The 21,069-nt window shown below is 59.5% G+C and carries 20 protein-coding genes and 2 pseudogenes; 19 read left to right on the forward strand and 3 right to left on the reverse strand.

The genetic code is table 11. The features are described 5' to 3' along the window. Positions 1 to 557 precede the first annotated feature (557 nt). The 3 genes from repA (at position 558) to repC (ending at position 4,059) form a co-directional block, all read left to right on the forward strand. On the forward strand, positions 558 to 1,760 hold the full coding sequence (gene repA, locus IMCC21224_RS23925; protein ID WP_047998092.1) for a plasmid partitioning protein RepA: 1,203 nt from the start codon (positions 558 to 560) through the stop codon (positions 1,758 to 1,760). Next, positions 1,760 to 2,737: a plasmid partitioning protein RepB gene (repB, locus tag IMCC21224_RS23930; protein WP_047998093.1), complete on the forward strand. Its 978-nt coding sequence runs from the start codon at positions 1,760 to 1,762 to the stop codon at positions 2,735 to 2,737. Before repA ends, repB begins: the two co-directional genes overlap by 1 nt. Before the next feature lie 227 nt (positions 2,738 to 2,964). Beyond that, entirely contained in the window at positions 2,965 to 4,059 is a 1,095-nt protein-coding gene (gene repC, locus IMCC21224_RS27500) for a plasmid replication protein RepC (RefSeq protein ID WP_082135443.1), read from the forward strand. A 219-nt stretch (positions 4,060 to 4,278) separates the two neighbouring features. Here repC and IMCC21224_RS23935 read toward each other — a convergent pair. Continuing rightward, positions 4,279 to 4,924 (reverse strand): annotated as a pseudogene (locus IMCC21224_RS23935) (IS6 family transposase). Between the two features lie 169 nt (positions 4,925 to 5,093). On the opposite strand from IMCC21224_RS23935, the gene IMCC21224_RS23940 reads away from it, so the two are divergent. Next, complete coding sequence (locus tag IMCC21224_RS23940) at positions 5,094 to 5,348, forward strand: type II toxin-antitoxin system prevent-host-death family antitoxin (RefSeq protein WP_231582211.1); 255 nt, start codon at positions 5,094 to 5,096, stop codon at positions 5,346 to 5,348. Further along, positions 5,341 to 5,757 carry a hypothetical protein gene (locus IMCC21224_RS23945; RefSeq protein WP_231582212.1) on the forward strand — a complete coding sequence of 139 codons (417 nt, stop codon included), beginning with the start codon at positions 5,341 to 5,343 and terminating at the stop codon, positions 5,755 to 5,757. Before IMCC21224_RS23940 ends, IMCC21224_RS23945 begins: the two co-directional genes overlap by 8 nt. Before the next feature lie 28 nt (positions 5,758 to 5,785). Here the strand turns inward: IMCC21224_RS23945 and IMCC21224_RS23950 are convergent, their stop codons facing one another. Further along, positions 5,786 to 6,079 carry a hypothetical protein gene (locus IMCC21224_RS23950; protein ID WP_047998094.1) on the reverse strand — a complete coding sequence of 98 codons (294 nt, stop codon included), beginning with the start codon at positions 6,077 to 6,079 and terminating at the stop codon, positions 5,786 to 5,788. Between the two features lie 338 nt (positions 6,080 to 6,417). Between IMCC21224_RS23950 and IMCC21224_RS23955 the strand changes: the two genes are divergently transcribed. From IMCC21224_RS23955 to IMCC21224_RS24005, 10 genes and pseudogenes are all read left to right on the forward strand, one after another. After that, on the forward strand, positions 6,418 to 6,903 hold the full coding sequence (locus IMCC21224_RS23955) for a hypothetical protein (RefSeq protein WP_047998095.1): 486 nt from the start codon (positions 6,418 to 6,420) through the stop codon (positions 6,901 to 6,903). 122 nt (positions 6,904 to 7,025) lie between these two features. Continuing rightward, positions 7,026 to 8,113, forward strand: a protein-coding gene (locus IMCC21224_RS23965) for an IS3 family transposase (protein WP_156178101.1) whose coding sequence is annotated in 2 segments (ribosomal slippage) — positions 7,026 to 7,287 and positions 7,287 to 8,113 — 1,089 coding nt in all. Because the reading frame shifts where the segments join, the coding sequence is not laid out codon by codon here. A 25-nt stretch (positions 8,114 to 8,138) separates the two neighbouring features. Continuing rightward, positions 8,139 to 9,086, forward strand: coding sequence for an ArdC family protein (locus IMCC21224_RS23970; protein WP_047998096.1), 948 nt, complete (start codon positions 8,139 to 8,141; stop codon positions 9,084 to 9,086). Between the two features lie 23 nt (positions 9,087 to 9,109). After that, positions 9,110 to 9,316, forward strand: a pseudogene (locus tag IMCC21224_RS23975) (DUF6330 family protein); the annotation flags it as partial. 90 nt (positions 9,317 to 9,406) lie between these two features. After that, entirely contained in the window at positions 9,407 to 9,796 is a 390-nt protein-coding gene (locus IMCC21224_RS23980; protein WP_047998098.1) for a DUF3768 domain-containing protein, read from the forward strand. Between the two features lie 156 nt (positions 9,797 to 9,952). Further along, positions 9,953 to 11,935 carry a ParB/RepB/Spo0J family partition protein gene (locus IMCC21224_RS23985; protein ID WP_047998099.1) on the forward strand — a complete coding sequence of 661 codons (1,983 nt, stop codon included), beginning with the start codon at positions 9,953 to 9,955 and terminating at the stop codon, positions 11,933 to 11,935. A gap of 76 nt (positions 11,936 to 12,011) precedes the next feature. After that, the gene (locus IMCC21224_RS23990; protein ID WP_047998100.1) at positions 12,012 to 12,605 is read left to right on the forward strand and encodes a hypothetical protein; all 594 of its coding nucleotides are present in this window, start codon (positions 12,012 to 12,014) and stop codon (positions 12,603 to 12,605) included. Then, complete coding sequence (locus tag IMCC21224_RS23995; protein WP_047998101.1) at positions 12,605 to 13,258, forward strand: hypothetical protein; 654 nt, start codon at positions 12,605 to 12,607, stop codon at positions 13,256 to 13,258. The genes IMCC21224_RS23990 and IMCC21224_RS23995 overlap by 1 nt, the downstream gene beginning before the upstream one ends. Positions 13,259 to 13,382: 124 nt before the next feature. Beyond that, the gene (locus IMCC21224_RS24000; protein ID WP_005668772.1) at positions 13,383 to 13,709 is read left to right on the forward strand and encodes a type II toxin-antitoxin system PrlF family antitoxin; all 327 of its coding nucleotides are present in this window, start codon (positions 13,383 to 13,385) and stop codon (positions 13,707 to 13,709) included. Continuing rightward, positions 13,706 to 14,224, forward strand: coding sequence for a type II toxin-antitoxin system YhaV family toxin (locus IMCC21224_RS24005; RefSeq protein ID WP_047998102.1), 519 nt, complete (start codon positions 13,706 to 13,708; stop codon positions 14,222 to 14,224). The genes IMCC21224_RS24000 and IMCC21224_RS24005 overlap by 4 nt, the downstream gene beginning before the upstream one ends. Before the next feature lie 292 nt (positions 14,225 to 14,516). On the opposite strand, the gene IMCC21224_RS24010 is transcribed toward IMCC21224_RS24005, so the two are convergent. Then, entirely contained in the window at positions 14,517 to 14,867 is a 351-nt protein-coding gene (locus tag IMCC21224_RS24010; protein WP_007803330.1) for a helix-turn-helix transcriptional regulator, read from the reverse strand. Between the two features lie 63 nt (positions 14,868 to 14,930). Between IMCC21224_RS24010 and IMCC21224_RS24015 the strand changes: the two genes are divergently transcribed. The 4 genes from IMCC21224_RS24015 (at position 14,931) to IMCC21224_RS28060 (ending at position 20,990) form a co-directional block, all read left to right on the forward strand. After that, entirely contained in the window at positions 14,931 to 15,782 is an 852-nt protein-coding gene (locus IMCC21224_RS24015) for a cation diffusion facilitator family transporter (protein ID WP_007803328.1), read from the forward strand. Positions 15,783 to 16,065: 283 nt separating this feature from the next. Beyond that, positions 16,066 to 20,328 carry a strawberry notch family protein gene (locus IMCC21224_RS24020; RefSeq protein WP_047998103.1) on the forward strand — a complete coding sequence of 1,421 codons (4,263 nt, stop codon included), beginning with the start codon at positions 16,066 to 16,068 and terminating at the stop codon, positions 20,326 to 20,328. A 121-nt stretch (positions 20,329 to 20,449) separates the two neighbouring features. Continuing rightward, positions 20,450 to 20,836, forward strand: coding sequence for a DUF6878 family protein (locus IMCC21224_RS24025; protein ID WP_047998104.1), 387 nt, complete (start codon positions 20,450 to 20,452; stop codon positions 20,834 to 20,836). Position 20,837: 1 nt separating this feature from the next. Continuing rightward, on the forward strand, positions 20,838 to 20,990 hold the full coding sequence (locus IMCC21224_RS28060; protein ID WP_156178420.1) for a hypothetical protein: 153 nt from the start codon (positions 20,838 to 20,840) through the stop codon (positions 20,988 to 20,990). Positions 20,991 to 21,069 lie beyond the last annotated feature (79 nt).

Genomic DNA, 21,069 nt, shown 5'->3' on the forward strand with positions numbered 1-21,069 from the left:
CCCCCTGCCCTAACATAAAAGACAACACCAATAGGTGTTGACGCGCACCACACGCTGAGAAGTAAACTTTGAGTAGAAATAATGCTCGAGAGGCATGTCGAGCTCTTCTCGGAGGGACGAAAAGTCCAACTTTCGCGCATGTAAGGTGCGCGTAATTTGGACTGCCATCTCTTTTAGAAGCGCTGTCAAAACCCGTTACAAGTCGTCCTGGAAGAGCATCTCGACTTTCTGGTCGTCACAAGGGTCTTCAAAACATTCCTGAAATTCAACCGATTCGAGATCAAGACCAAGCTGCTATCAGTTGTGATCATTTGACAAAATTCTACTACATCTTGCTGAGTATACGGAATTCTTGGTAAAATGTGTTTTTTCAACAGGTTAATAAGACGTTTTCACCATCCAATGCTGAACACAAAGGCCCCCCGTCACCGACAGGGCCAAAAAATTGTTGCCTGGGGATAAGTTGCGTGTCATGAGTTCAATTGTCGCAAGCTGACGTAAATCACGCCTTTTAGCGACGAAACACATATGACCCACTAAGAGGTCGTGAGGGCAGTATGAATTCCAACGCAAATATCGCGCAAACCAGCTCCATCGCAGCATCTATTGCGTCGAACGCTGCCCGCCTCTCCGAGGCGCTCAACAATCATATGCGCAATAGCTTCCAGCCGGATAGTAGAAAAGCACTGCGCAAGTTTCACCCTGCTGAGGTGTCAGAGCTAACTGGCATCAGCATGTCCAACCTCAGGACACGCCACCAGGAAGGAGATTTCCCCGATGTAGAGACGGATTCCAGAGGTCGCAGGCTCTACACCGCGCAAGAGATTGATCAAATCCGACATGTGATGGCGAAGACTGGTCGAAATGGTGAGACATATCGTCCCGGACGCCGCGAGAACGACGCCCTTCAAGTGATTTCCATTGTCAACTTCAAAGGCGGGTCCAGCAAAACGACCAGTGCGATCCACTTGGCCCAACGCTACGCCTTGCGGGGCTATAGAGTTCTTGCGATCGACATGGATCCGCAAGCCAGCTTGACCACTATGTTCGGATACCGTCCTGAGATTGAATTTGCTGAAAGCGGCACAGTTTACGACGCTCTCAAATATGAAGACCCGGTTCCGTTAAGCCAAGTCATCCGAAAGACCTATTTCCACAACCTTGATCTCGCTCCGGCAGGTCTCTTGCTGTCCGAGTACGAGACCGAAACGGCCTATGCGCTTCAACACAAGATCGATCCACCATTCACGCAGCGCCTTGCGATCGCTCTCGACGAAATTGAAGCAGACTACGATCTTGTCATCATCGATTGCCCGCCTCAACTTGGCTTCACAACGATGACAGCCTTGCTGGCGTCTACCGGCCTTCTGATCACCGTCGTTCCCAGCATGTTGGATGTTGCATCGATGGCGCAATTCCTTGAAATGGCTGGAGAAACTGTACAAACTCTTGAGGAGGCCGCGGGACCTATCGACTGGAACTTCCTTAAGTTTTTGATAGCTCGATATGAACCAACAGACGTACCCCAGTCGCAAATGGCGGGTTTCTTGAGATCTATTCTCTTGGATCAAGTGTTGACCACACCGATGTTAAAATCCACCGCGATCTCCGATGCTGGGATGACGCAGCAAACAATCTATGAGTTGGACCCCTCTCAGGTCGTGAAAAAAACTCTAACTCGCATATTGGAGTCTTTTAACGGCGTCGCGGATGAGTTTGAAAAGACGATTCAGCAAGCTTGGGGAAGGGAAACTAGCTAATGGCCCGTAGAAACCTGTTCCAGCCCCCTCCCCCGCCTGATGTAGCCAAGACTGCGGTCTCGGCATCAGAGCAAAAGGCACGTTTCCCGAATACTGGTGCGATGAGCGGCGTGAAATCCACTTTGAAAGATGTCGCTAGCAATGCGGTGAGGGAAATCTCCGTTGATGTCATTGAAGAGAACGGCCCAAAGGACCGTCTCACTTTCACCGATGCCGATGTTGTAGCGCTAGCTGAGAGCATCAAGGGCCACGGCCAACAAGTACCGATTATGGTGCGCCCCATCGCGCACAAACCCGGGCACTATAGGATCGTCTATGGCCGCCGCAGATTGCAGGCCTTGCGATCGCTCGGCATCCCCGCGAAAGCACTTGTCAGGTCTCTTTCTGACGAAGAGGCTATTCTCGCCCAGGGACAAGAGAACACTCAGCGCTTGGACCCCAGCTTCATTGAAAAGGCCCTCTTTGCGGCTGAACTGGCCACAAGTGGCTACGAACAGGCCATCATCCTTGATGCCTTGGCAGTCGACAAACCAATGCTATCCCGCATGACCAAAGTCGCGCGGTCCATTCCAAAGCCAGTCATTGAGCAGATCGGGGCCGCTCATGGCATTGGACGCAGGCGTTGGGAAGAACTCGCGGACCAATCGCGCAACGAAGGCGTCGATCTTGAACAGATCACCGCGGCGCTTCAGCTTGATGCCACCAAAAGCTCCGACGACCGCTTTAGCATGATCAGTGACGCCATTACTCAGGCGCTCAAACCTAAGGCAGCTGGCAAACTAGCTCCCTCCCCGACTCTTTCCATCAAGCTTAGCGATGGGACGACTTTGGCCGAGGTAAAAGAAACGGCACGTGCTTTGACATTTAAGCTGTCAAAGTCTGATGCCCCACAATTTGCTCAGTGGATGCGCAACAACGCAGAAGCTGAGCTTACACGCCTCTATGAGGCCTGGCAGTCAGAGCAAAAGCCTGACTGATATCGACCGAGCAGTAGAACTTTAAAAAAGGAGCACGACCAACAACCCAAAAAAGAAAGAGCCCCCCAAGGTTTCCCTAGGAGAGCCCAATCTGTTCTTTGCACTTTCAGATTTACCAGCTTCTCCGCGCCAGTCAACAACAACCGATTCGGTTGACGAAGATTTGCGGCCTTTTTTCTGATTTTCAGAGATATTGGTGCCTTTCACATCGGTTGTCGTGAAAAAAAATGGCATTTACACAAGCAACTGCACCCACTGGGCTGCGGACCAGTGAAATATTGTCCGCGGACAATTCCATTCCAGAGCGTCACATCGTCGTAGCAACGCTCCGCAACGCAGCGCCTCGTCTTGGTCTCAGCGCATCTGTGATATCGACCTTAGATGCGATGCTTTCGTGCCTGGCACCAAAGCGCAATCACCACACAGTGTTTGCATCGAATGCAACACTCACATTTCGACGCAACGGCATTTCAGACAGAACAATCAGACGTCACGCGGCAACATTGCAGGATATTGGCCTACTGGTGCGTCGTGACAGCCCAAATCGAAAGCGCTTCACAAAGCACAACAGACACGAGGGCAAGGCCCTTCGGTTTGGCTTCGACCTCTCACCACTCTTTGATCGCTTGCATGAGATTGCTTCAATGGCAGCTGAGGTCATGAAGGAACGGGAGCAAATTGACTATCTGCGCGCCAAAATTCGCGCAGCAGCCAATGCAAGTCTGACCGACAACCCAAACGATGAGATCGCCCTGGACATCTTTCGTGTCCTACGTCGGAAATTGTCGCTCAAAGACTGTGAACAAATCCTCTCAAACCTGCCAATCTCAGTGGTTGATGCCGAGTCAGCAGATAATGAAAGTCCGATTTCAACAACAACTATGACCGCCAGTGACGGTCAATTTGTCCGGCATCATCATAGGTCAAGTAAAGAACATATTGATAAAGTGAGCATCTCTCTAAAAAAACAAACGACTCTCAGGGTATCAGAAGCTCCAATCACTATCCCCGAACTACTGTCTGCCTGTCCAGAAGCAGCAGAATTTTCACTGAGAAAGATAGTTACTGTTCATGATGTTGTTGCTCACGCACGAACACTCGCCCCGATGATAGGGATCACAACCCAAAACTACGAAGCAGCACATGAGCGCCTTGGTGCGTTACGAGCTGCAGCAACCGTTTGGGCAATAATGCAATTCCACGACAAGATCAAAGCAGTCGGTGCCTATTTTCGGACAATAACCACTGGATCAAAAAGTGACGGTTTTAGCCCAGAGAAGCTAATCCGACGTCTGGCTTTGGCGAAAAATCATGCAGCTTGATTTCACAATTGTCCGCGGACAATATTCCAATCAACGATAGCAAAGCCGCCAGGTCTTGCCGTTGCCAGCCGCACATATTTCATTGCGTCCAGAAGAGATCGGGCAGGGCGGACTGATCCATATACAGTCTGACACGAACCTTTGCCTATACATAGCACGCATCATGGGACTGTTGCATTACTCGGCAGAGGCGTGTTTTTGGCTGGGGCAGAACATCTATCATGCGGCGTCCTCGAACAGCTGATGGATGTGACCTCGTTTGATGGTCCGGATTGTCTCAATGCCGCTGAGTGTCGCCTTAGCCGTTCGCAAGGATCGAAAGCTCTGCCGGTATCCGAGCAGCCGTTTCATGGCCGCGTGATCGCTCTCGATCAATATGCCGGATGCTGTCAAAGTGAGGATCATAACGTTGATTTATCTCACGTATGACACGTCGATAGCTGTCCGCCGTGTCCGTCACTATCGTAACAGGCCGGTGCAGCCGAACACGCTCGATAGCCATGTTCAGAAAGTCACTTGCAGCCTTTGCATCGCGGCGCGCGGTGAGGCGGAAGTCGACCATCTGGCCGTTGGCATCGATGCCGCGCCAGAGATAGCGCCACTTGCCACCGACACGGACGTAGGTCTCGTCCACAAACCAGTCGACACTCGCCCGGCGCAAGTGCTTCTCAGTGCGCTTGGTCAATGCGAGACCGAACTTCTGAACCCAGCGATAGATGATCGACCGGTCAACGGTGAAATCGCGTTCTGCCAGAAGATCGACCACATCCTGATAGGATAGTGGGAAACGCAGGTGCCACCGCACAGCACACAGGATGATCTCACGCAGAAAGCGGTGATGTTTGAACGGTGAAGGGCGCGTCATGTACAACCTCAAAGAGCCAAACCTGTCCGCACATGCCCAATAATGCAACGGTCCCGTACACCTACACTGAGACCGTGCGGCGGTTCGGATGACACATGGAAGGGCTCAATCCATCTCTTGCAGAATATCCAGAATGTATGTATATTCCGCACAAATGGAGACCCAGATCATGCAAGAGCTTCCCGAGTTCAAGGCTGCCGACCTGACGCGGCACACCAGTGACCTGTTCGACGCGGCCATTCGGTCGCCGATTGCGATCACCAAGCACCGCAAGCCGAAATTCGTGCTGATGAGCATGGACCAGTACCAGCAGCTCGCGCGGGGAGCCACGCAACAAGCTCACATGATCGACGAGATGCCAGAGGATCTCAAGGCGCTGATGATTGAAGGGCTCGAACGGGACTTTACGCAGGCGGATGACTAAGCCGAGTGCTGGAGAAGTTTTCCGCTATCCATTCCTTTGGAAACGCGAGCAGCTGGCGGGCGAGACTGCAGGCCGCAAGACGCGGCCTGTTTGTATCGCAGTCACTGTCGCCAAGTCCGATAACGAGACCGTGGTGTTCATCCTGCCGATCACGACGCAACCGCCCTTGCCCTCGCGCAAGTGCATTGAGGTGCCACAGATCGAGTCGCAGCGTGTGGGGTTGGAGACCCATGTCCGCAAATGGGTCATGCTGGACGAGATCAACACCGATATTCTGGAGCGGTCCTATGTCTGGGAGGACCGCACGCCCTTCGGCACGTTCAGTTCCGTCTTCACATCCAAAATCCAGTCCAGCCTGATCGCGCTTGCCAGGTCGGGCGGGGCATCGATTGTTGATCGGCTGAAGTAGTCTCAATCACCGCAGGGGCTACCCAGCTTCATTTGTTCCCATCGATCCATTTTGACATCAGCCCCTTGTCGCGGAAACACTCATCCGGGACGGCGCGGCGTTTGATCCGGGCGAGACGCTCGGCGAAGGCGACCTGCTTCGATGTCGGGCGGCTGTCCTGCGCGCCCGGGTTCAACTTGGCTTGTGCGTCGATCCAGGCGCTCAGGGACCGCCGATCTTGCTGAACCTCCCACGGCAAAAGCGTCTGGTTGCGCAAGGCCAGCGCGCGCGCATAGGCGATCTGCTTGGGCGTCGCGGGCAGGGCGTAAGCGGTGCTTTCCATCGGGGACCCCCTTCTTAGCGTGGTTCTTAAAATAGAACATAACAGGAACAAAATCAAGCCACCTGCGGAAATCATGGGATTTGAGAGGAAGAGGAGGGCCGGGGAAGGTCAGGCCTTTGGGGGTGCCCGAAAGAGGGTGTACGGGCCTGATCCTGTTCCTCATTGGGGTCTGATGCCGGAAAGTGCAGAATCCTGCGTTCTCATGGGCTTCGCATTTAACAATCTCCGGCATCAGATCCCTAAAGAGTGAAAGTATCCTTCGGGTTTTGTGACTGACGGATGAGGGCCTTTGGGGTCCCTCAGATGGGTCCGGGCCGGATTTCGGTCTGTCTTTCCTGATGAAGGGCATTCCGATGCAAACAGGTGTCTTGCGCGTGTTGCGCGCGACCGCTGCCTCGTGGTGGCGACACAAGGAACTACGCCGAACTGGCCAGACGGCGCTGGCACAGCGGCTCGAACGCCAGACCGTCCTGCGTGATCTCGGCTATCTGAAGCAGGCGGCGTCATTGCCAAACGCGCACGTGATCTGCGGAGAGGGCGGGACATTCCTCCATCTTGGTTGGACCACCGTGTCGACCTTCGCGCCGATCGAGCGCTTTCCCCTGGCCACTCTTGCGGTCGCACGAGGGACCCCGTTCATCGATATCCGACCCGTCACCGATGTCATCGCCTTCGCGAACCTGCCGCGGGTGGCGCGGGACGGATCGATCGACCCTGAACCTTGCGGCCTTGGCAGGTCCGTCTCGCTGACCGCCTACATCGACATGGTCGAAGCCCTCGGTGGCAGGATCGCCAACGATCCACGCCCCCGTCAGTCAACCTGATCACCACTCCCTCTCATCAACACTCGAAAGGAGGCCAGCCATGGCCCGATCCGGTAATCCCCCCCGAAAGTAAGGGGCTGCGGAAGTAGAATTTTCTCGGCAAGATGCATGAGGAGATTCAGATGAAGATGACGAGATACAGTGAGCCGCAGATCCTTGCGATCCTGCGCCAGGCCGAAGGCGGTGTTCCTGTGGCCGAGCTTTGCCGCGAACATGGTATGAGCACAGCGTCCTTTTACAAATGGCGGGCGAAGTATGGCGGGATGGATGCTTCAATGATCGCGCAGACCAAGGCGCTTGAAGACGAGAACCGACGCCTGAAGAAGATGTTCGCAGAGTTGAGCATGCAGAACGAGTTGCTGAAGGAAGCCCTTGGAAAAAAGTGACTGGGCCATCTCAGCGACGAGAGATGGCCGCAACGGCGGTAGAGCGACGCGGGGTCAGTGTCGCCGTGGCGTGCCGCACCTTTGGGGTTAGCGAGACCTGCTATCGCTACAGCCCGCTTCTGAGCGATGAGAACGAACAGATTGCCGATTTGCTTGTCGGGCTGACGGATACGAGGAAGACTTGGGGCTTCGGACTTTGCTATCTGCACCTGCGCAACGTCAAAGGTCATCCGTGGAACCATAAGCGGGTCTATCGCATCTATTGCGCGCTGGAACTGAACCTGCGGATTAAGCCCCGCAAACGGCTAAAGCGGGATAAACCCGACGCGCTGGCGGTACCCGAGGCCCCCAACATGACCTGGTCGATGGACTTTATGGCCGACAGGCTGAGCGACGGTCGTCAGTTTCGACTGCTGAACGTGCTGGACGACTTCAACCGCGAAGGGCTTGGCATTGAGGTCGACTTTTCATTGCCTGCTGAACGCGTGATCCGGAGCCTCGATCGCATCATCGAATGGCGTGGCAAGCCCGGCACGATCCGGGTCGATAATGGCCCTGAATACATCAGCATCAAGCTGCTGGAATGGGCTGAGAAACAAGGTGTTACCCTCCAGCACATCCAACCAGGACAGCCCCAGCAGAACGCCTACATCGAACGTTACAACCGCACCGTCAGGAATGAATGGCTGGACCAACACATCATCGAAAACATCGAGGAGGCCCAAGACTTCGCCACGCAATGGCTCTGGACTTACAACAACGACCGCCCGAACATGGGCATCGGCGGCATCACACCCGCACAGAAACTGAAAATGGCCGCGTAAGTTCTACGGCTGCACCCCATTAAAAATGGGGGGATTACCATCCCGCACGCCCAAATTCGATGCCTCCGAGGTCATCACAAACGAAATCATCCGCATCATCGAGCGCGGCGTCCTGCCGTGGCGCAAGCCATGGACCGCAGGTGGCAGCTCTCGTCCCCTGCGCGTGGGCGGTGAACCCTATCAGGGAGTGAACAACTTTCTGCTGACGATGCGGACCGTGATGGCGGGCCACAGCTCTCCCTTCTGGATGACGTTGCCGCAAGCCAATGCCTTGGATGCAAAGGTTCGCAAGGGCGAAAAGTCCTCTGTCGTCGTCTATTACGGCCAAAGCCGGAAAGACGCGGGCGCAGATGATCATGACCGCAGCGACGGGGATGATCACTCCGAGGAAGCCCGTATCTTCCGCTTCCAGAAATCCTACCGTGTGTTCAATGCCTGCCAGATCGAGGGCTTGCCCGACAGCTTCTACCCTGACCCGGAGCCCGTGCCCGAGCATCCGCCGTCCGAGCCCATCCCGCACATGCAGGCGTTTTTCGATGCCATCGACATCACAACCGTCTTCACGGGCACGGAGGCGTACTATTTGCCGCCCGTGGACAAGGTTTACATGCCGTCCATCACGCGGTTTCAGGACCCGCGCAATTTCTACGGGGTCTGGGCCCATGAGCTGGCCCATGCCACGAAAGCCCCCCATCGACTGAACCGTGATTTCGGGTTCTCGAAGTTCGGCAACACGTCCTATGCGCGCGAGGAGATCGTCGCGGAATTGACCTCGGTGTTCCTGGGTCAGACGCTCGGCTTCACGGCGCATAGGCTCGAGATGAATGCCGCCTATCTCCACAACTGGTTGCGCGTTCTTCGGTCGGACAAGGGCGCGATCTTCAAGCACGCCGCTGACGCGCAGCGCGCTTGCGACTATCTGATCGCTAGGTCGGAGGCAGGCAGGGCAGGGCGCAGTGCCGAGGCCGCCTGACCACACACAGAACGGAGACTCGCATGTCACGTAAGGAACCCAAGACGCTGCGGGTGGCCTGCTTCAACGACGGCCGCCGCAAGATCATCACCTTCAAGCGCGGTGCCTATTGGTGGAGCGCTGCCGAGGGCGCTTATCCGCTCTCGGCAGCGCTCGAGAGCATCAAGGAACAGGGTGGCTGGATCGAAACCATCCCCAACCCGAACCACAGAGCCAGAGGGCTTTTCGGGCAAGGCGCCTTAGACCTCAATTCATCCGCCAGGCGGAAAAGAAAAAGCAGGCTTTGAGAAGGGTGTTTCAACTTCTCAAAGGAGATTCTCATGTCCATGACCGTTCAACCCCTGCCAGACCGTCCGGATCCGACCGTGATCGCGGCGCAGAACGATGCGTTTCGCAAGCTCGCATGCCTCGGAGTGCCGCCCGCGCAGCCCATCCAAGGCCACATGCATGTGACCCGTTCGCTCATGGAGGCCGGCGATGGCTTCATGGCCGAGGCGGTGAAGGCCACCGGTGAGTTTGCCACGTTCGAGCCTGAGAATGATCCCGAGGGATGGCACGATTTCGGGGCGGTCGAGATCCGGAGCGAGACCGTGTTCTGGAAAATCGATCTCTATGAGGCAGTTTCGGATTTCCGCTACGGGGCTGAGACCCCGGACAATCCCGCCACCACCATGCGCGTGCTGACCATCATGCTGGCGCGCGACTGGTAGGGCAGGGGACTCCTCCCCCCTGACATCTGAGACGATGAAGGCCCACTGACCCCTCAAAGGGAAAGTGGGCCTTTTGTCGAGGTGATCCCTGAAGCCGGGGATTGGTCACGCGCGTGAGCGCGCGGGCCACACCTCACCCACCTGGAAGGATATCCCATGACCACAAGCTTTGCCCCTCTCATCGTCGCCATCGGCGATCTGGTCCCGCATCCTGCCAATGTGCGCAGCAACGCGCCGGAAACTTATGACCCCGAGAACATCGCGCATCTGAAGGCCAGCATCGCTGTGCTGGGCCTGCTCCAGCCGCTCCTGGTCCAGAAGCTTGACGGCAAATATGCTGTCCTCGCCGGCGGACGGCGCCATGCCGCGCTAAAGGAGCTGGTTGCCGACAAGGCCGCCGAGGGGTTCACGGCGAAGACCAAGGTGGACTGCCGCCTTGTGCCGGAAGACTGCGACGTCACCACGGCACTGTCGCTCGCCGAGAACATCACCCAGGCACCGATGAATGCCATCGACGAGTTCGAGGCCTTCGCTCGGATGATGGAGGTCGACGGCCAGACGCCCGAGACGATCGCAAAGACCTTCGGCACCACGGTGGCGGCCGTGAAAGGCCGGTTGCGCTATGGCCTGATCCACCCCGACATCCGCGCCGCGGCTCGGGGCAAGGTGATCACGCTCGACACGATGAAAGCCTTCGCCGAGCACCCGAGCCAGGAGGCGCAGCGTGAGGTCTACGAGGCGCTCACGAAAGACGGCGGCTATCTGCAGGCCTATACCGTTCGACAGGCGCTCAAATCCCGCGGGGTGCAGGTCAGCGATGATATCGGGGCTTTCGTGCGCGCGGAGTACGAGGCGCGTGGCGGCGCAGTCGCGGCTGACCTTCTGGAAGAGCATTCCGTGCTCGAGGATGCGGCGCTGGTCGAGACCATCCTGCTCGAAAAGCTCGGCGCCGCTGCCGAAGAGGCCCGCATAAAGCTGGGCTTTGCCTGGGCCGATGCGATGGTGCGCTATGACTACGCGACCATGGCCGACTATGGCCGCGTCTATCCCGGCCCGATCGAGCCGGATGAGGCTGCCCAGAAGCGCATCGATGAGATCACCGCCGAGCTTGAGAAATTGCAGCTCGAGATGGAGGACGAGGGACTCGAGGACGGTGCCTACAATGCCCTTTACGACCGCGTCGACGCTCTGGAAGAGGAAGCGCGCGATCTGCAGGAGGCCTACAGCGCCGAGAACCTCGCACGGTCTGGGGTGATCGCCTCGTGGCAGGGTGGGCAGATCACGCTCCATGTTGGTCTCGTCCGCCCGGAAGTCACCATCAAAGAGGAGGGCGCGCGCGGCTCCTCGGCTAGCCCGACCGGGGAGGAGGCCCCGGACCCGGGCGAAATCACTTATCCAGCCTCACTGGCTGAGGACCTCAAGACCGAGCGAGCTATGGCCCTTGGCGCCGCGATGGCGCTGCATCCGGAGGCCACGCTCGATCTGACGCTCTTCAAGCTGGTGAGCGACGTTCTGGCCAGCGGCATGAGTGTCACGCAGGCGATCAAGATCGATGCCCGCAAGGAATACCGCAGCCATGCCAAGATGGACGAGATCGACGAGACCTCGCTCGAGCAGGTGGCGGCGGCGCATGATGCGCTTGACCTCTCCTGGCTCGATGACACCCGCGTGCCCGCCGATCAGTTCGCGGCGTTTCGCGCGCTGGAGGCAGGCGAGAAGGCCAAGCTCGTCGCCTATGCCACGGCCAGCACCACGCAGTCCTGCTTCGCGCGTGACCGCCAGCGTGACAGTCTGATGCATGATTTCGAAATCGAGATCATGCCCGATATCCGCGCGCATTGGACGCCGAATGCGGCGCTCTTCAATCGCTTTAAAAAGGCTTGGCTTCTGAAGATCCTCGGCGAGGATCTGGGTCTCGCCCAGGAGGCTGTGACGCTGGCCTCGTCGAGCAAGAAAGAGGTCGTCGCCTTCTGCGACAAGCTCTTCGCCGAACCCTTCGCCACACTCACGGACGCGCAGCGCGCTGCCGTGGCCGCCTGGTGCCCGCCGATGATGCAGACCGCCGGTATCGCCTTTGACGAGGCGGAACCCACTGCGGAAACCCCCGAGCCTGAGAGCGAGATCGCGCAAGCGGCCTGAGCCATCACGCGACCCGCGCGTGGATCATGCCACCCGCGCGGGTCGACCCTCCCACACCCAACGGAAAGACATCCCCATGGCTATTCTCAAGTTCTCTGCGTCCGCTGTCGCGGCGCAAATCGCACATGCGCGTGCCTGCAAGACCTTCCTGCCCAACTGGAACGGGCCCGTGGACAGGCCGGCCCTGATCCTCATCGTCGGCAATGGTGTGCATCTGCGCTCGAACGGCATCGATGGCACGACCACCCGTATCGTCACCACCGAACAGGCCGATCCCTCCTTCGCCTTTGCCGACGGCATGAACCCGTTTCGGGATACCGACTGGATGGCGCAGCGCCGCATGGCGTTTCGCGATCTGACCGGCCAGTTCTACACCGACATCCTGGATGACGTGCAGGTGCTCATCGACCGGGGGCGGGGTGCGATCCGGCTCGCCACCGATGGCCACAGCATCTGCGTCCTCAAACGCCGGGCCTCGGACTATCTCATCGGCGGGACCTACGAGGTGCCCTCGGGCCTCGGCGGCACCTTCCGGGTCATTCTCAAGGATGCCTGCGACACCTTCGCGATCGTGCAGAACTGCGGCAATTGCGAGGATTTCGACGCCATGCAGCCCTACCGCGTGCCTCTCGATGCGCTGATGGAACTCGATGATCGGAGGGCGGCATAGTGGGATGGCTTTTCTACACCGACCGCCGTATCAAATCCTACGCGGATGAGAAGGCGGAAATTACACGGCTCTGCACCTTCGAGGGCGACACGCGCAAAACTGAACTGGTCAAAGCCTGCAAGGTTGGTTTGACTTGGTACGCGGCGGCAAGGGTCACCAATCTCGACGGCACCGCTGTCGAAGACGCGACCTATATGACCGATGCGGATGGCTCCATCACGTTCGGGGCTGTCTTCCTCACCCGATACGATGACGGCTGCTGGGGCTACAAGGACATGGAGGAAAGCGCGGGACCGGTCGAATCCCGCGCGCCACTGAGCCTATTGGCCCTGCTGTCCGAGCTGAAAGACCCAGACAGCTATGCTCATGCCTGGCGACAGCGCTGCCGGGATTGGGCTGCGATCCCGGACTACGAGGAAGGCGACAAGATCAAGCTCGCAGCACCTGTGACGCTCACCGATGGCAGTACCTGCCAGATTGTCACCGCGACCCACTACAGGCGCGGGAGGCAAAAGCGCCGCTGCTACCGCATCGAGGAAACTGGTGGGCTCGTACGCCTGTCGAAGGCCTCGCTTGCGGGCTCGGAGCTGCTCAGCTCCGCGAAAGGTGCGGCTAGCCCGGTGCTGGCGGAGTTCCTGGCGGGGCGAAATTAGGTCCTGCGCCGGACGGTTCATCGACCTGCCCGGCGACAGCAGATGCTGCGGCTTGTCTTGACAAGGCAATGCAAATGCATTACCTATCGCGGGCAGCAAAGAACCTTTTCTTCAGGAGACTGCCATGACAGCCCTCGCACAAGATGTCTCGAAACTCACGGATCGGTATCAGACGACCGTGCCGGCGGGTGTGCGCAAACAGCTCAAGCTGGGCAAGGGCGACCAGATTCGCTACTGCACCGAGCCGAGTGGCAGGGTCTATATCGAGCCCGTGCGCAGCGACGAGGAAGATCCCGTGCTCGGAGCCTTTCTCGATTTTGTCGAGGCCGATATCAAGGCGCATCCGGACCGCATTCGGGCGTTCGATGGGGCTTTGCATGACCGTCTGGCAGCACTGGTCGGAGACGTTGACGTCGATCTCGATGCGCCGCTATCGCTCGAGGATGAATGAGCGGCGATAGCGTGCCCGCAGGGGCGCCCCTTGTCGTAAACGGATGGTCGATTTATGCGCATCCGCTCTTTCTGGATCAGTTCGAAGGGCTGATTGAAGTGGTCGAGGCGCGTAAGGCACGCGATCCTAAGACCTGGCGCAAGAAAAACCCGACGAAACGGCTGGCCGCCATCTTCAAGCTGGTCACCGAGGCCATACCGGCAGATCCGGGTGCCGCCGCCTTCCGGCAAGGCGGCACACTCGGCGATCACCGCAAGCACTGGTTCCGGGCGAAATTCTTCCAGCAGTATCGGCTGTTCTATCGGTTCAACAGCGATGCGAAGGTCATCGTGGTGGCCTGGGTGAACGACGACAAGACCCTGCGCGCCTACGGCAGCAAGACGGATGCCTATGCGACGTTCAAAGGGATGTTGGAAGATAGCAATCCACCTGACAATTTCGACGTGCTCTTGAAAGAAGCTGCAGCGGCGGGCAAGCGGTTCGAAACTTCCCTTGAAGCGGTGCCCGATCGGTAAGTGCGGTCGAATGCCAGAGGGGGGTAGGTCACTTACATTTAGGCTGTCTATAAGGGGGGGTCTTCGTTACAATCTCCCGTCACCTTTGAGCCGAGTGAAATGGGCGATATTGGTGTGCAAGATGGCTGGTACGATGAAATTCTCAGAAGTCCCACCATATCCGTACACCTGCCGTTCGCTGCGTCGTGTACGAACTGGTAAGATGCGGGACAAAGGGTGCATTCGCTGCGGATGCGCAGATGGCTGCTTCAGGTTTGGCGCACCGATAGGACATTGCAGCAGGTCGCGCCGGTTAGTCCGTATAGCTTTGGCAGGCATCAACTCCGTTGGCTGTCGAGGCAAGTAGCTGATCTGCATCACGGATGAGATCGGCGACCCGCCTGTCCGCCAGACGATACCGAACGAAGCGGCCTTTGCTGCGGCGACTGACCAGCCCGCATTCCAGCAGACAGCGCAGATGGTTCGAGACGTTGGGCTGACCCAAACCCGTATGCCCGACGATTTCCTGCACGTTGCGTTCGTCCGACACCAGCGCATCGAGGATCGTCAGACGGCTGGGATCGCTTAGGCCCCGGAAGAGCTTTGCCCGCAGTTCCAGTGTATCGGGTGCCGAAAGATCGTCTTGAATGTTTTGCGCTGTCATATCATTATCCACTGATACGTTAGCAGCGTACCTTTTCGCCCGCCACCACAAAAAGGATCGCACATGAGCCAGCCCGATAACAGCAAGTTGGCGACAGCCTCCTCCCCGATCCGAATGCGGGTGCAAGGCATGGACTGCGCGAAAGATGCCGCCGAGATCGAGCGCGCGGCCCGGTCTGCGGGCGTGGCCGAAGGCGACGTGAAAGTGTCCGCCGCCACCCACATCATGACATTGCGGATCGCGGACGGCGATCTGCCGAAAGTGCGGCCCGCGCTCGACGCGACCGGCTACGGTTTCGAGAAGATCGAGGACGGCGATACATCGTCCGATCCGGCCTACAAGGACCCGAGCTATCGCCGCGCGCTCTGGATCGTGGTCGCGCTCAATCTCGGATACGGCGTGGTCGAAATGTTCGGCGGGTTCCTGTCCGGTTCGCAGGCGCTGAAGGCAGACGCGCTCGATTTTCTGGGCGATGGTGCGATCACGTTTCTGGGCCTGCTCGCCATCGGCTGGAGCCTGACATGGCGGGCGCGGTCGGCGATGATCCAAGGCGTGTTTCTGGGCCTTCTGGGCCTTGGCGTTGTCGGCAGCACGCTCTGGCGTGTCCTCAACCAGACCACGCCAGAAGCCGGGTTGATGGGAGCCTTCGCGGTAGGTGCGCTGATCGTAAACATCCTCGCGGTGCTGCCGCTGCTAAAGCACCGCAAGGGTGATGCCAATATGCGAGCCGTCTGGCTGTTCTCTCGCAACGACGCCATCGGCAACCTCGCCGTGGTCATCGCCGCCGGGCTGGTCGCGTGGCTTGGCAGTGCATGGCCCGACCTGATCGTCGCGTTCGCGATCGCGGGGCTTTTCCTGCATTCGTCGTGGATGATCATCCGCGATGCCCGGAGTGACTTGGTGGAAGCTGACTAACTCCATCATGGTGCGACGCGCCGGACGAAAGCCGACATTCGCGCGCCCCGCAGCATCGGTGAGTCTGGGCTCCTAGCGGTCGATCGCCGCGCGCTGCCTCAATGTCGGCTCTATTGATCAACAAGTTCGGCGGTTTTGCTGCGTGGCTTTCTCTTTGTTGCTGAGGAAGGCGGACCGCGTTGACGGCCCGCCCTTGTTAATAGCTTTCGGGCCCGTCACCCTGAAAAGCAAAAGCGGGCTTTTTGTCCTTTGGAACTCAGACCCAGATCCAAAGGAAATCCCCATGACCAAGCCCAAACCGGCAAATCCGGCTCTCTCAATCTCCGACGCTAACCTCGCCTCTGCGCTGGCGCAGATCGGCACGGAGATCGATCACCAGCCCCTGCGCAGCTCAGCGCTGGCGCGCATTATGCGCGAGACGTTTCATGGCAGCGATGCCGGCGGTGCCTGGGACTGGCGCATGGCATATGACCTGATGCAAGCCGCTGCCGTCCAAATGCTGCTGCGTGGGAACAGCGAGGCAGGTGACATCGCCGCTGCAAAGCTGCTTGCCTCACGGCTGCTGACGGAAATGCGCCGGTCAGAGCAGCAAATCCGGCTGCAGCAGTTTTCCACGCCGTTGCCTTTCGCGGCAATGGTCGTGCGGGCGGCAGCCATTCGCAAGGGCGAGACTGTGCTGGAGCCCTCGGCTGGCACCGGTGCCCTAGCCGCTTTCGCCGCCCAGGCCGGTGCCGCGCTTATTCTCAACGAGATCGACCCCTTTCGCCAGCGCCTCCTGCGCGCGGTTTTCGGCGGCGAGGTGACGGGCCATGACGGCGAGCATATCGATGATCTGCTGCAGACGCCGGTTCTACCCGACGTCGTGGTGATGAACCCGCCCTTCGCCTCCTCGGTCGATCGCTCCCGAGACAAGCACATCGCCGCCAAGCATCTCATCGCTGCTGCAAAGCGCCTGGCACCCGGCGGGCGGCTTGTGGCGATCATGCCGCCGGGATTCACGCCCGAGCGCGATGCCGCGCATTGGTCCCGCGCCTGCGGTCTCCTGACGCCGAGATTGGCGCTGACGATGCCGGGGCAGGTCTACCGCAAGCTCGGCACCTCTGTGGAAACCCAGCTGATGATCTTCGACAAGGTGCAGGAGGGCGGCGAGATGATCCGCGCCATTGTGTGCGATCTGGATGAGGCCCTTCTTTTTGTCGACGTCGTGGCCGCGACCCGGACCGAGAGTCGCCCCGTACAACAGGCGGCGGTGATCCCTCACGGGCCGCCGACCGTTCCATCATCTGCCCCGCGCAAGACCGCCGCTTCGCCTGTTGCCGCCTCCAAACCCCGGGCCAATGCCGTCCGTCCGCTCAGCTTCACAAGCTTTGAGACCCCGCGCGACAACACGCCGATCTCGGACATCTATGCGCGCTACCGGCCGCAGCGGATCGAGATTGCGGGTGCGCAGGAACATCCCACGCCGCTCGTTGAAAGCATCGCCATGGCCTCGGTTGCCCCGCCCATGCCCTCAAACATGGGCAGTGATGACTTGCGGCTGCCCGCACGGTTGATCGGGGAGGGACATCTCTCCGAGGCGCAGCTGGAAACCATCATCATGGCGCATGATGCCCATGGGCGCGATCTGCCCGGTCGGTTTACCATCGATGACGACCAGACCAAGCTGACGCGCGCCGATGATGACCCGGATGCACGTGCCTATCGCCTTGGCTATTTCCTCGGCGACGGCACCGGTTGCGGCAAGGGCCGCGAATGCGCGGGGCTCATTCTCGTGAACTGGCTTTCCGGGCGCAGGAAGGCGATCTGGGTCTCCAAATCCGCTACGCTCATCGAGGACGCCATCCGCGACTGGACCGATCTCGGCGGCTCGCCAGCCGACATCCAGCCGCTCTCCAAATGGAAACCGGACCAGCCCGTCCCTATGGGTGACGGTATCCTCTTCGTCACCTACGCCACGCTGCGGTCCGCGGGCAAATGCGGCACCACGCGACTGAGCCAGATCCTCGATTGGATGGGCGACGACTTCGATGCCGTGCTGGCCTTTGATGAAGCCCATGCCATGCAGAACGCGGCGGGGTCCGAGCAGGGCAGAGGGGTCAAACCCTCCCAGCAGGGCCTTGCGGGCCTGCGGCTGCAACTGGCAGCACCCCGCGCCCGCGTCTTCTACATCTCGGCCACGGGGGCCACGAGCGTGCACAACCTGGCCTATGCCGCGCGGCTGGGGCTCTGGGGGCAGGGCCCCGAATACCCCTTCCCAAGCCGCGAGAGCTTCGTTTCTGCGATGGAAGCCGGCGGTGTCGCCGCCATGGAGGTGGTCGCGCGCGATCTCAAGACGCTCGGGCTCTACACGGCGCGTGCCCTCAGTTTTGATGGGGTGGAGTATGACGTGCTCGAACACGCGCTCACTCCGGCCCAGATCGAGATCTACGACGCATACGCGGGTGCGTTTCGGACGATTCACCACAATCTCGAAGCCGCGTTGACTGCGACCGGCGTCAACGATGCCTCGGGCGAGACCAATGCCTCGGCCGCACGCGCCTCGGCCAAGTCCCGTTTCGAGAGCACGAAACAGCGCTTCTTCAACCATCTCCTGATGGGCATGAAGGCTACAGGCATCATCCACGCCATCAAGGACGATCTGGCGGCGGGCAAGGCTTGCGTCATCCAGGTGGTCTCGACGGGTGAGAGCCTGCTGAAGCGCCGGCTTGAGGCGATGGACCAGGAGGACGAGCTGGTCGAGGGCGCGCTAACGCCGCGCGACTACGTCCTGGGATACCTCGAACAGGCCTTCCCGATTCATGCGCAAAAGCTGGTCGAGATCGACGGCAATATGGTGGCAGAGCCGCTCCGCGATGAAACTGGCGCGCTGGTCGTCTCGCGCGAGGCGCTCGCTCTGCGTGACGCGGCCATGATGGAGTTGATGACGCTGGCCCCGATCCCTTCGGCGCTGGATCAGATCCTCTGGGCCTTTGGCGACGATGCCGTGGCCGAAGTGACCGGAAGGTCGATCCGACCTCTGAAGGCGGACGATGGCCACCTCTTCATCGAGAAGCGCGCCGCCAGCAGCAATTCATCCGAAACCCAAGCCTTCATGGACGGCGAAAAGGATGTCCTGATCTTCTCCGATGCGGGCGGCACGGGCCGTTCCTATCATGCGGCACAAACGGCGAAGAACCAGAAACGGCGGCGGCACTACCTGCTGGAGCCCGGCTGGCGCGCGGATGCGGCCATCCAGGGGCTCGGGCGCACGCATCGCTCGGCTCAGGTCAGCGCGCCCTTCTTCCGGGTCTGCACCTCGGATGTGCATGGCGAGAAGCGTTTCACCTCGACGATCGCCAAGCGCCTCGACCAGCTGGGGGCCTTGACCAAGGGCCAGCGCGAGACCGGCTCGCAAGGCATGTTCCGCGAGGAGGACAATCTCGAAAGCCCGATCGCACGGGCGGCGCTGCGTGGGTATTTCGCCGATCTTGCCGCCGGGCGCGCTGAGGCGATGAGCTACGAGAGTTTCACCGACTGGACGGCCCTGCGGCTGATCGACAAGGACGGGGTGCTCCTTGAGGAGCTTCCCCCGATCCAGCGGTTTCTCAACCGGGTGCTTGCCCTTCCCATCCACATGCAGAACGCGCTCTTTGCCGAGTTCATGAGGCGGATTGCCGATCAGTCTGAGCGGGCGCGCGCGGCGGGCACGCTCGATCTCGGCGTGGAAACCCTGTGTGGCGAAAAGATCGAGCAGGTCTCCACCGAGGATCTCTGGACCTGCCCGAAATCCGGCGCCGTGACGCGGATCATCGGACTTGAGGTGACGGACCCAGTGTATGTCCTTGACGCCGAAGAGGCCATGTCGCGCAATCCCGACAAGCTACCCATGGTCAATCGCGCCTCCGGTCGCGCGGGGCTCATCTCGGCGCGGCCCATGCAGATGTATGACGAGGACATCGTCACGCTGATGCGCAAGGCGGTGAGGCCAAATGGGTCTAGCTATCTGGAGGAGACGCGGTTTGAGTCTTCGGCCTGGGAAGACATCGGAAGGCCCGAGTTTGCAAGGCTTTGGGATGCCGAGGCAGCGTCCCTGCCAAAAACCACCACGACCAAGCTCTACCTGCTAACCGGGCTGCTGCTGCCCATTTGGAAGGACATTCCGACCACCAATGAGCGCATCTACCGGGTCACGCCCGACGGGGCGACCGCCATGATCGGGCGCACGCTGAGCGAACAAGGGGCGGCCGCGCTGCGCGCCCGCTTCCTAGTCTCCAACCCGCAAACGCCGCGTGAGATGCTGATCGCCGCCCTTGGCTCCACCGCGCCTGTCGATCTGGGCCGGGGTCTCACCCTGACCCGTCGCCGTGTTGCAGGCGAGATGCGTCTCGAGCTGGGCGGCGCGGATCGGGGCATGATTGATGGCCTCAAGGCCATGGGGTGTTTCACCGAGATCATTGCCTTCCAGCTGCGGGTGTTCCTGCCGCATGGGGACGGGATCGACACGGGAACCATTCTGGCCCGGATCGTGGGCCAGCGAGCCGCTAGAGCGGCAGAACAAGCCGCCTGAAAAGTCAAAGCGGGCTTCCGGTCGGGCGTCGCAGATCGGGATTTGACCGGTCTGCGCGTTCCGGGCGCGCGCAGACCAATGCCACGCTCAGCCCCCCAAATTCAGACAAGAGGACTGACCCATGACCAATCCCCAGATCGATTATGCCGCAATGGCGGCTCAGTGGCGTGCAGAGCGCGAAACCACCTTGAAGGCATCCCGAGTGGAGCTGCTCGCGCAACTACGTGCGCTTGGCATCAGCGAGGTCACTGCCGAATACGAAGGCTATGGCGACTCCGGCAATGTCGAGGATGTGACGGTGCAGCCTGCAGAGGTCCAACTGCCGGAGGCGCTTGCCACAGAGGTTGGCGACTTCGCCTGGTCGCTCGCCTATCACCATCACCCGGGGTTCGAAAACAACGAGGGCGGCTACGGCACGCTGACCTGGGACATAGCACTAGACAGCATCATCCTCGATCACGTGGACCGCTATGTCGAATGCTCGCACAGCTATGACGAGGGGCTTTGAGATGGCCCATCCGCTTCATCATGCTGAAAGCTCTGCCCGGAAATTCGGCGGGGTGCCGTCTGACTATCAGTCTGTGCACGATTGGTTTGACGCCTCGAAAGAGCACCTCGCGCTCTTCACGCACCGCGCCATGCGTCACCATGCGTTATCCTGACTCTATGGAAGCGTCTTATTCCTGTGCATGGTGCGGGTTATGCGGAACCTTAGGATTGAGAGATGAGCCAGCCCCGGCC

It is taken from the genome of Puniceibacterium sp. IMCC21224, from assembly GCF_001038505.1.
GTDB lineage: Bacteria > Pseudomonadota > Alphaproteobacteria > Rhodobacterales > Rhodobacteraceae > Puniceibacterium.

Bases quoted from the DNA above. Each gene is read 5' to 3' on its own strand.
- repA (WP_047998092.1), top strand. From the start codon at position 558: ATGAATTCCAACGCAAATATCGCGCAAACCAGCTCCATCGCAGCATCT.
- repB (WP_047998093.1), top strand. From the start codon at position 1,760: ATGGCCCGTAGAAACCTGTTCCAGCCCCCTCCCCCGCCTGATGTAGCC.
- repC (WP_082135443.1), top strand. From the start codon at position 2,965: ATGGCATTTACACAAGCAACTGCACCCACTGGGCTGCGGACCAGTGAA.
- IMCC21224_RS23940 (WP_231582211.1), top strand. From the start codon at position 5,094: ATGCAAGAGCTTCCCGAGTTCAAGGCTGCCGACCTGACGCGGCACACC.
- IMCC21224_RS23945 (WP_231582212.1), top strand. From the start codon at position 5,341: ATGACTAAGCCGAGTGCTGGAGAAGTTTTCCGCTATCCATTCCTTTGG.
- IMCC21224_RS23950 (WP_047998094.1), bottom strand. From the start codon at position 6,079: ATGGAAAGCACCGCTTACGCCCTGCCCGCGACGCCCAAGCAGATCGCC.
- IMCC21224_RS23955 (WP_047998095.1), top strand. From the start codon at position 6,418: ATGAAGGGCATTCCGATGCAAACAGGTGTCTTGCGCGTGTTGCGCGCG.
- IMCC21224_RS23970 (WP_047998096.1), top strand. From the start codon at position 8,139: ATGGGGGGATTACCATCCCGCACGCCCAAATTCGATGCCTCCGAGGTC.
- IMCC21224_RS23980 (WP_047998098.1), top strand. From the start codon at position 9,407: ATGTCCATGACCGTTCAACCCCTGCCAGACCGTCCGGATCCGACCGTG.
- IMCC21224_RS23985 (WP_047998099.1), top strand. From the start codon at position 9,953: ATGACCACAAGCTTTGCCCCTCTCATCGTCGCCATCGGCGATCTGGTC.
- IMCC21224_RS23990 (WP_047998100.1), top strand. From the start codon at position 12,012: ATGGCTATTCTCAAGTTCTCTGCGTCCGCTGTCGCGGCGCAAATCGCA.
- IMCC21224_RS24000 (WP_005668772.1), top strand. From the start codon at position 13,383: ATGACAGCCCTCGCACAAGATGTCTCGAAACTCACGGATCGGTATCAG.
- IMCC21224_RS24005 (WP_047998102.1), top strand. From the start codon at position 13,706: ATGAGCGGCGATAGCGTGCCCGCAGGGGCGCCCCTTGTCGTAAACGGA.
- IMCC21224_RS24010 (WP_007803330.1), bottom strand. From the start codon at position 14,867: ATGACAGCGCAAAACATTCAAGACGATCTTTCGGCACCCGATACACTG.
- IMCC21224_RS24015 (WP_007803328.1), top strand. From the start codon at position 14,931: ATGAGCCAGCCCGATAACAGCAAGTTGGCGACAGCCTCCTCCCCGATC.
- IMCC21224_RS24020 (WP_047998103.1), top strand. From the start codon at position 16,066: ATGACCAAGCCCAAACCGGCAAATCCGGCTCTCTCAATCTCCGACGCT.
- IMCC21224_RS24025 (WP_047998104.1), top strand. From the start codon at position 20,450: ATGACCAATCCCCAGATCGATTATGCCGCAATGGCGGCTCAGTGGCGT.
- IMCC21224_RS28060 (WP_156178420.1), top strand. From the start codon at position 20,838: ATGGCCCATCCGCTTCATCATGCTGAAAGCTCTGCCCGGAAATTCGGC.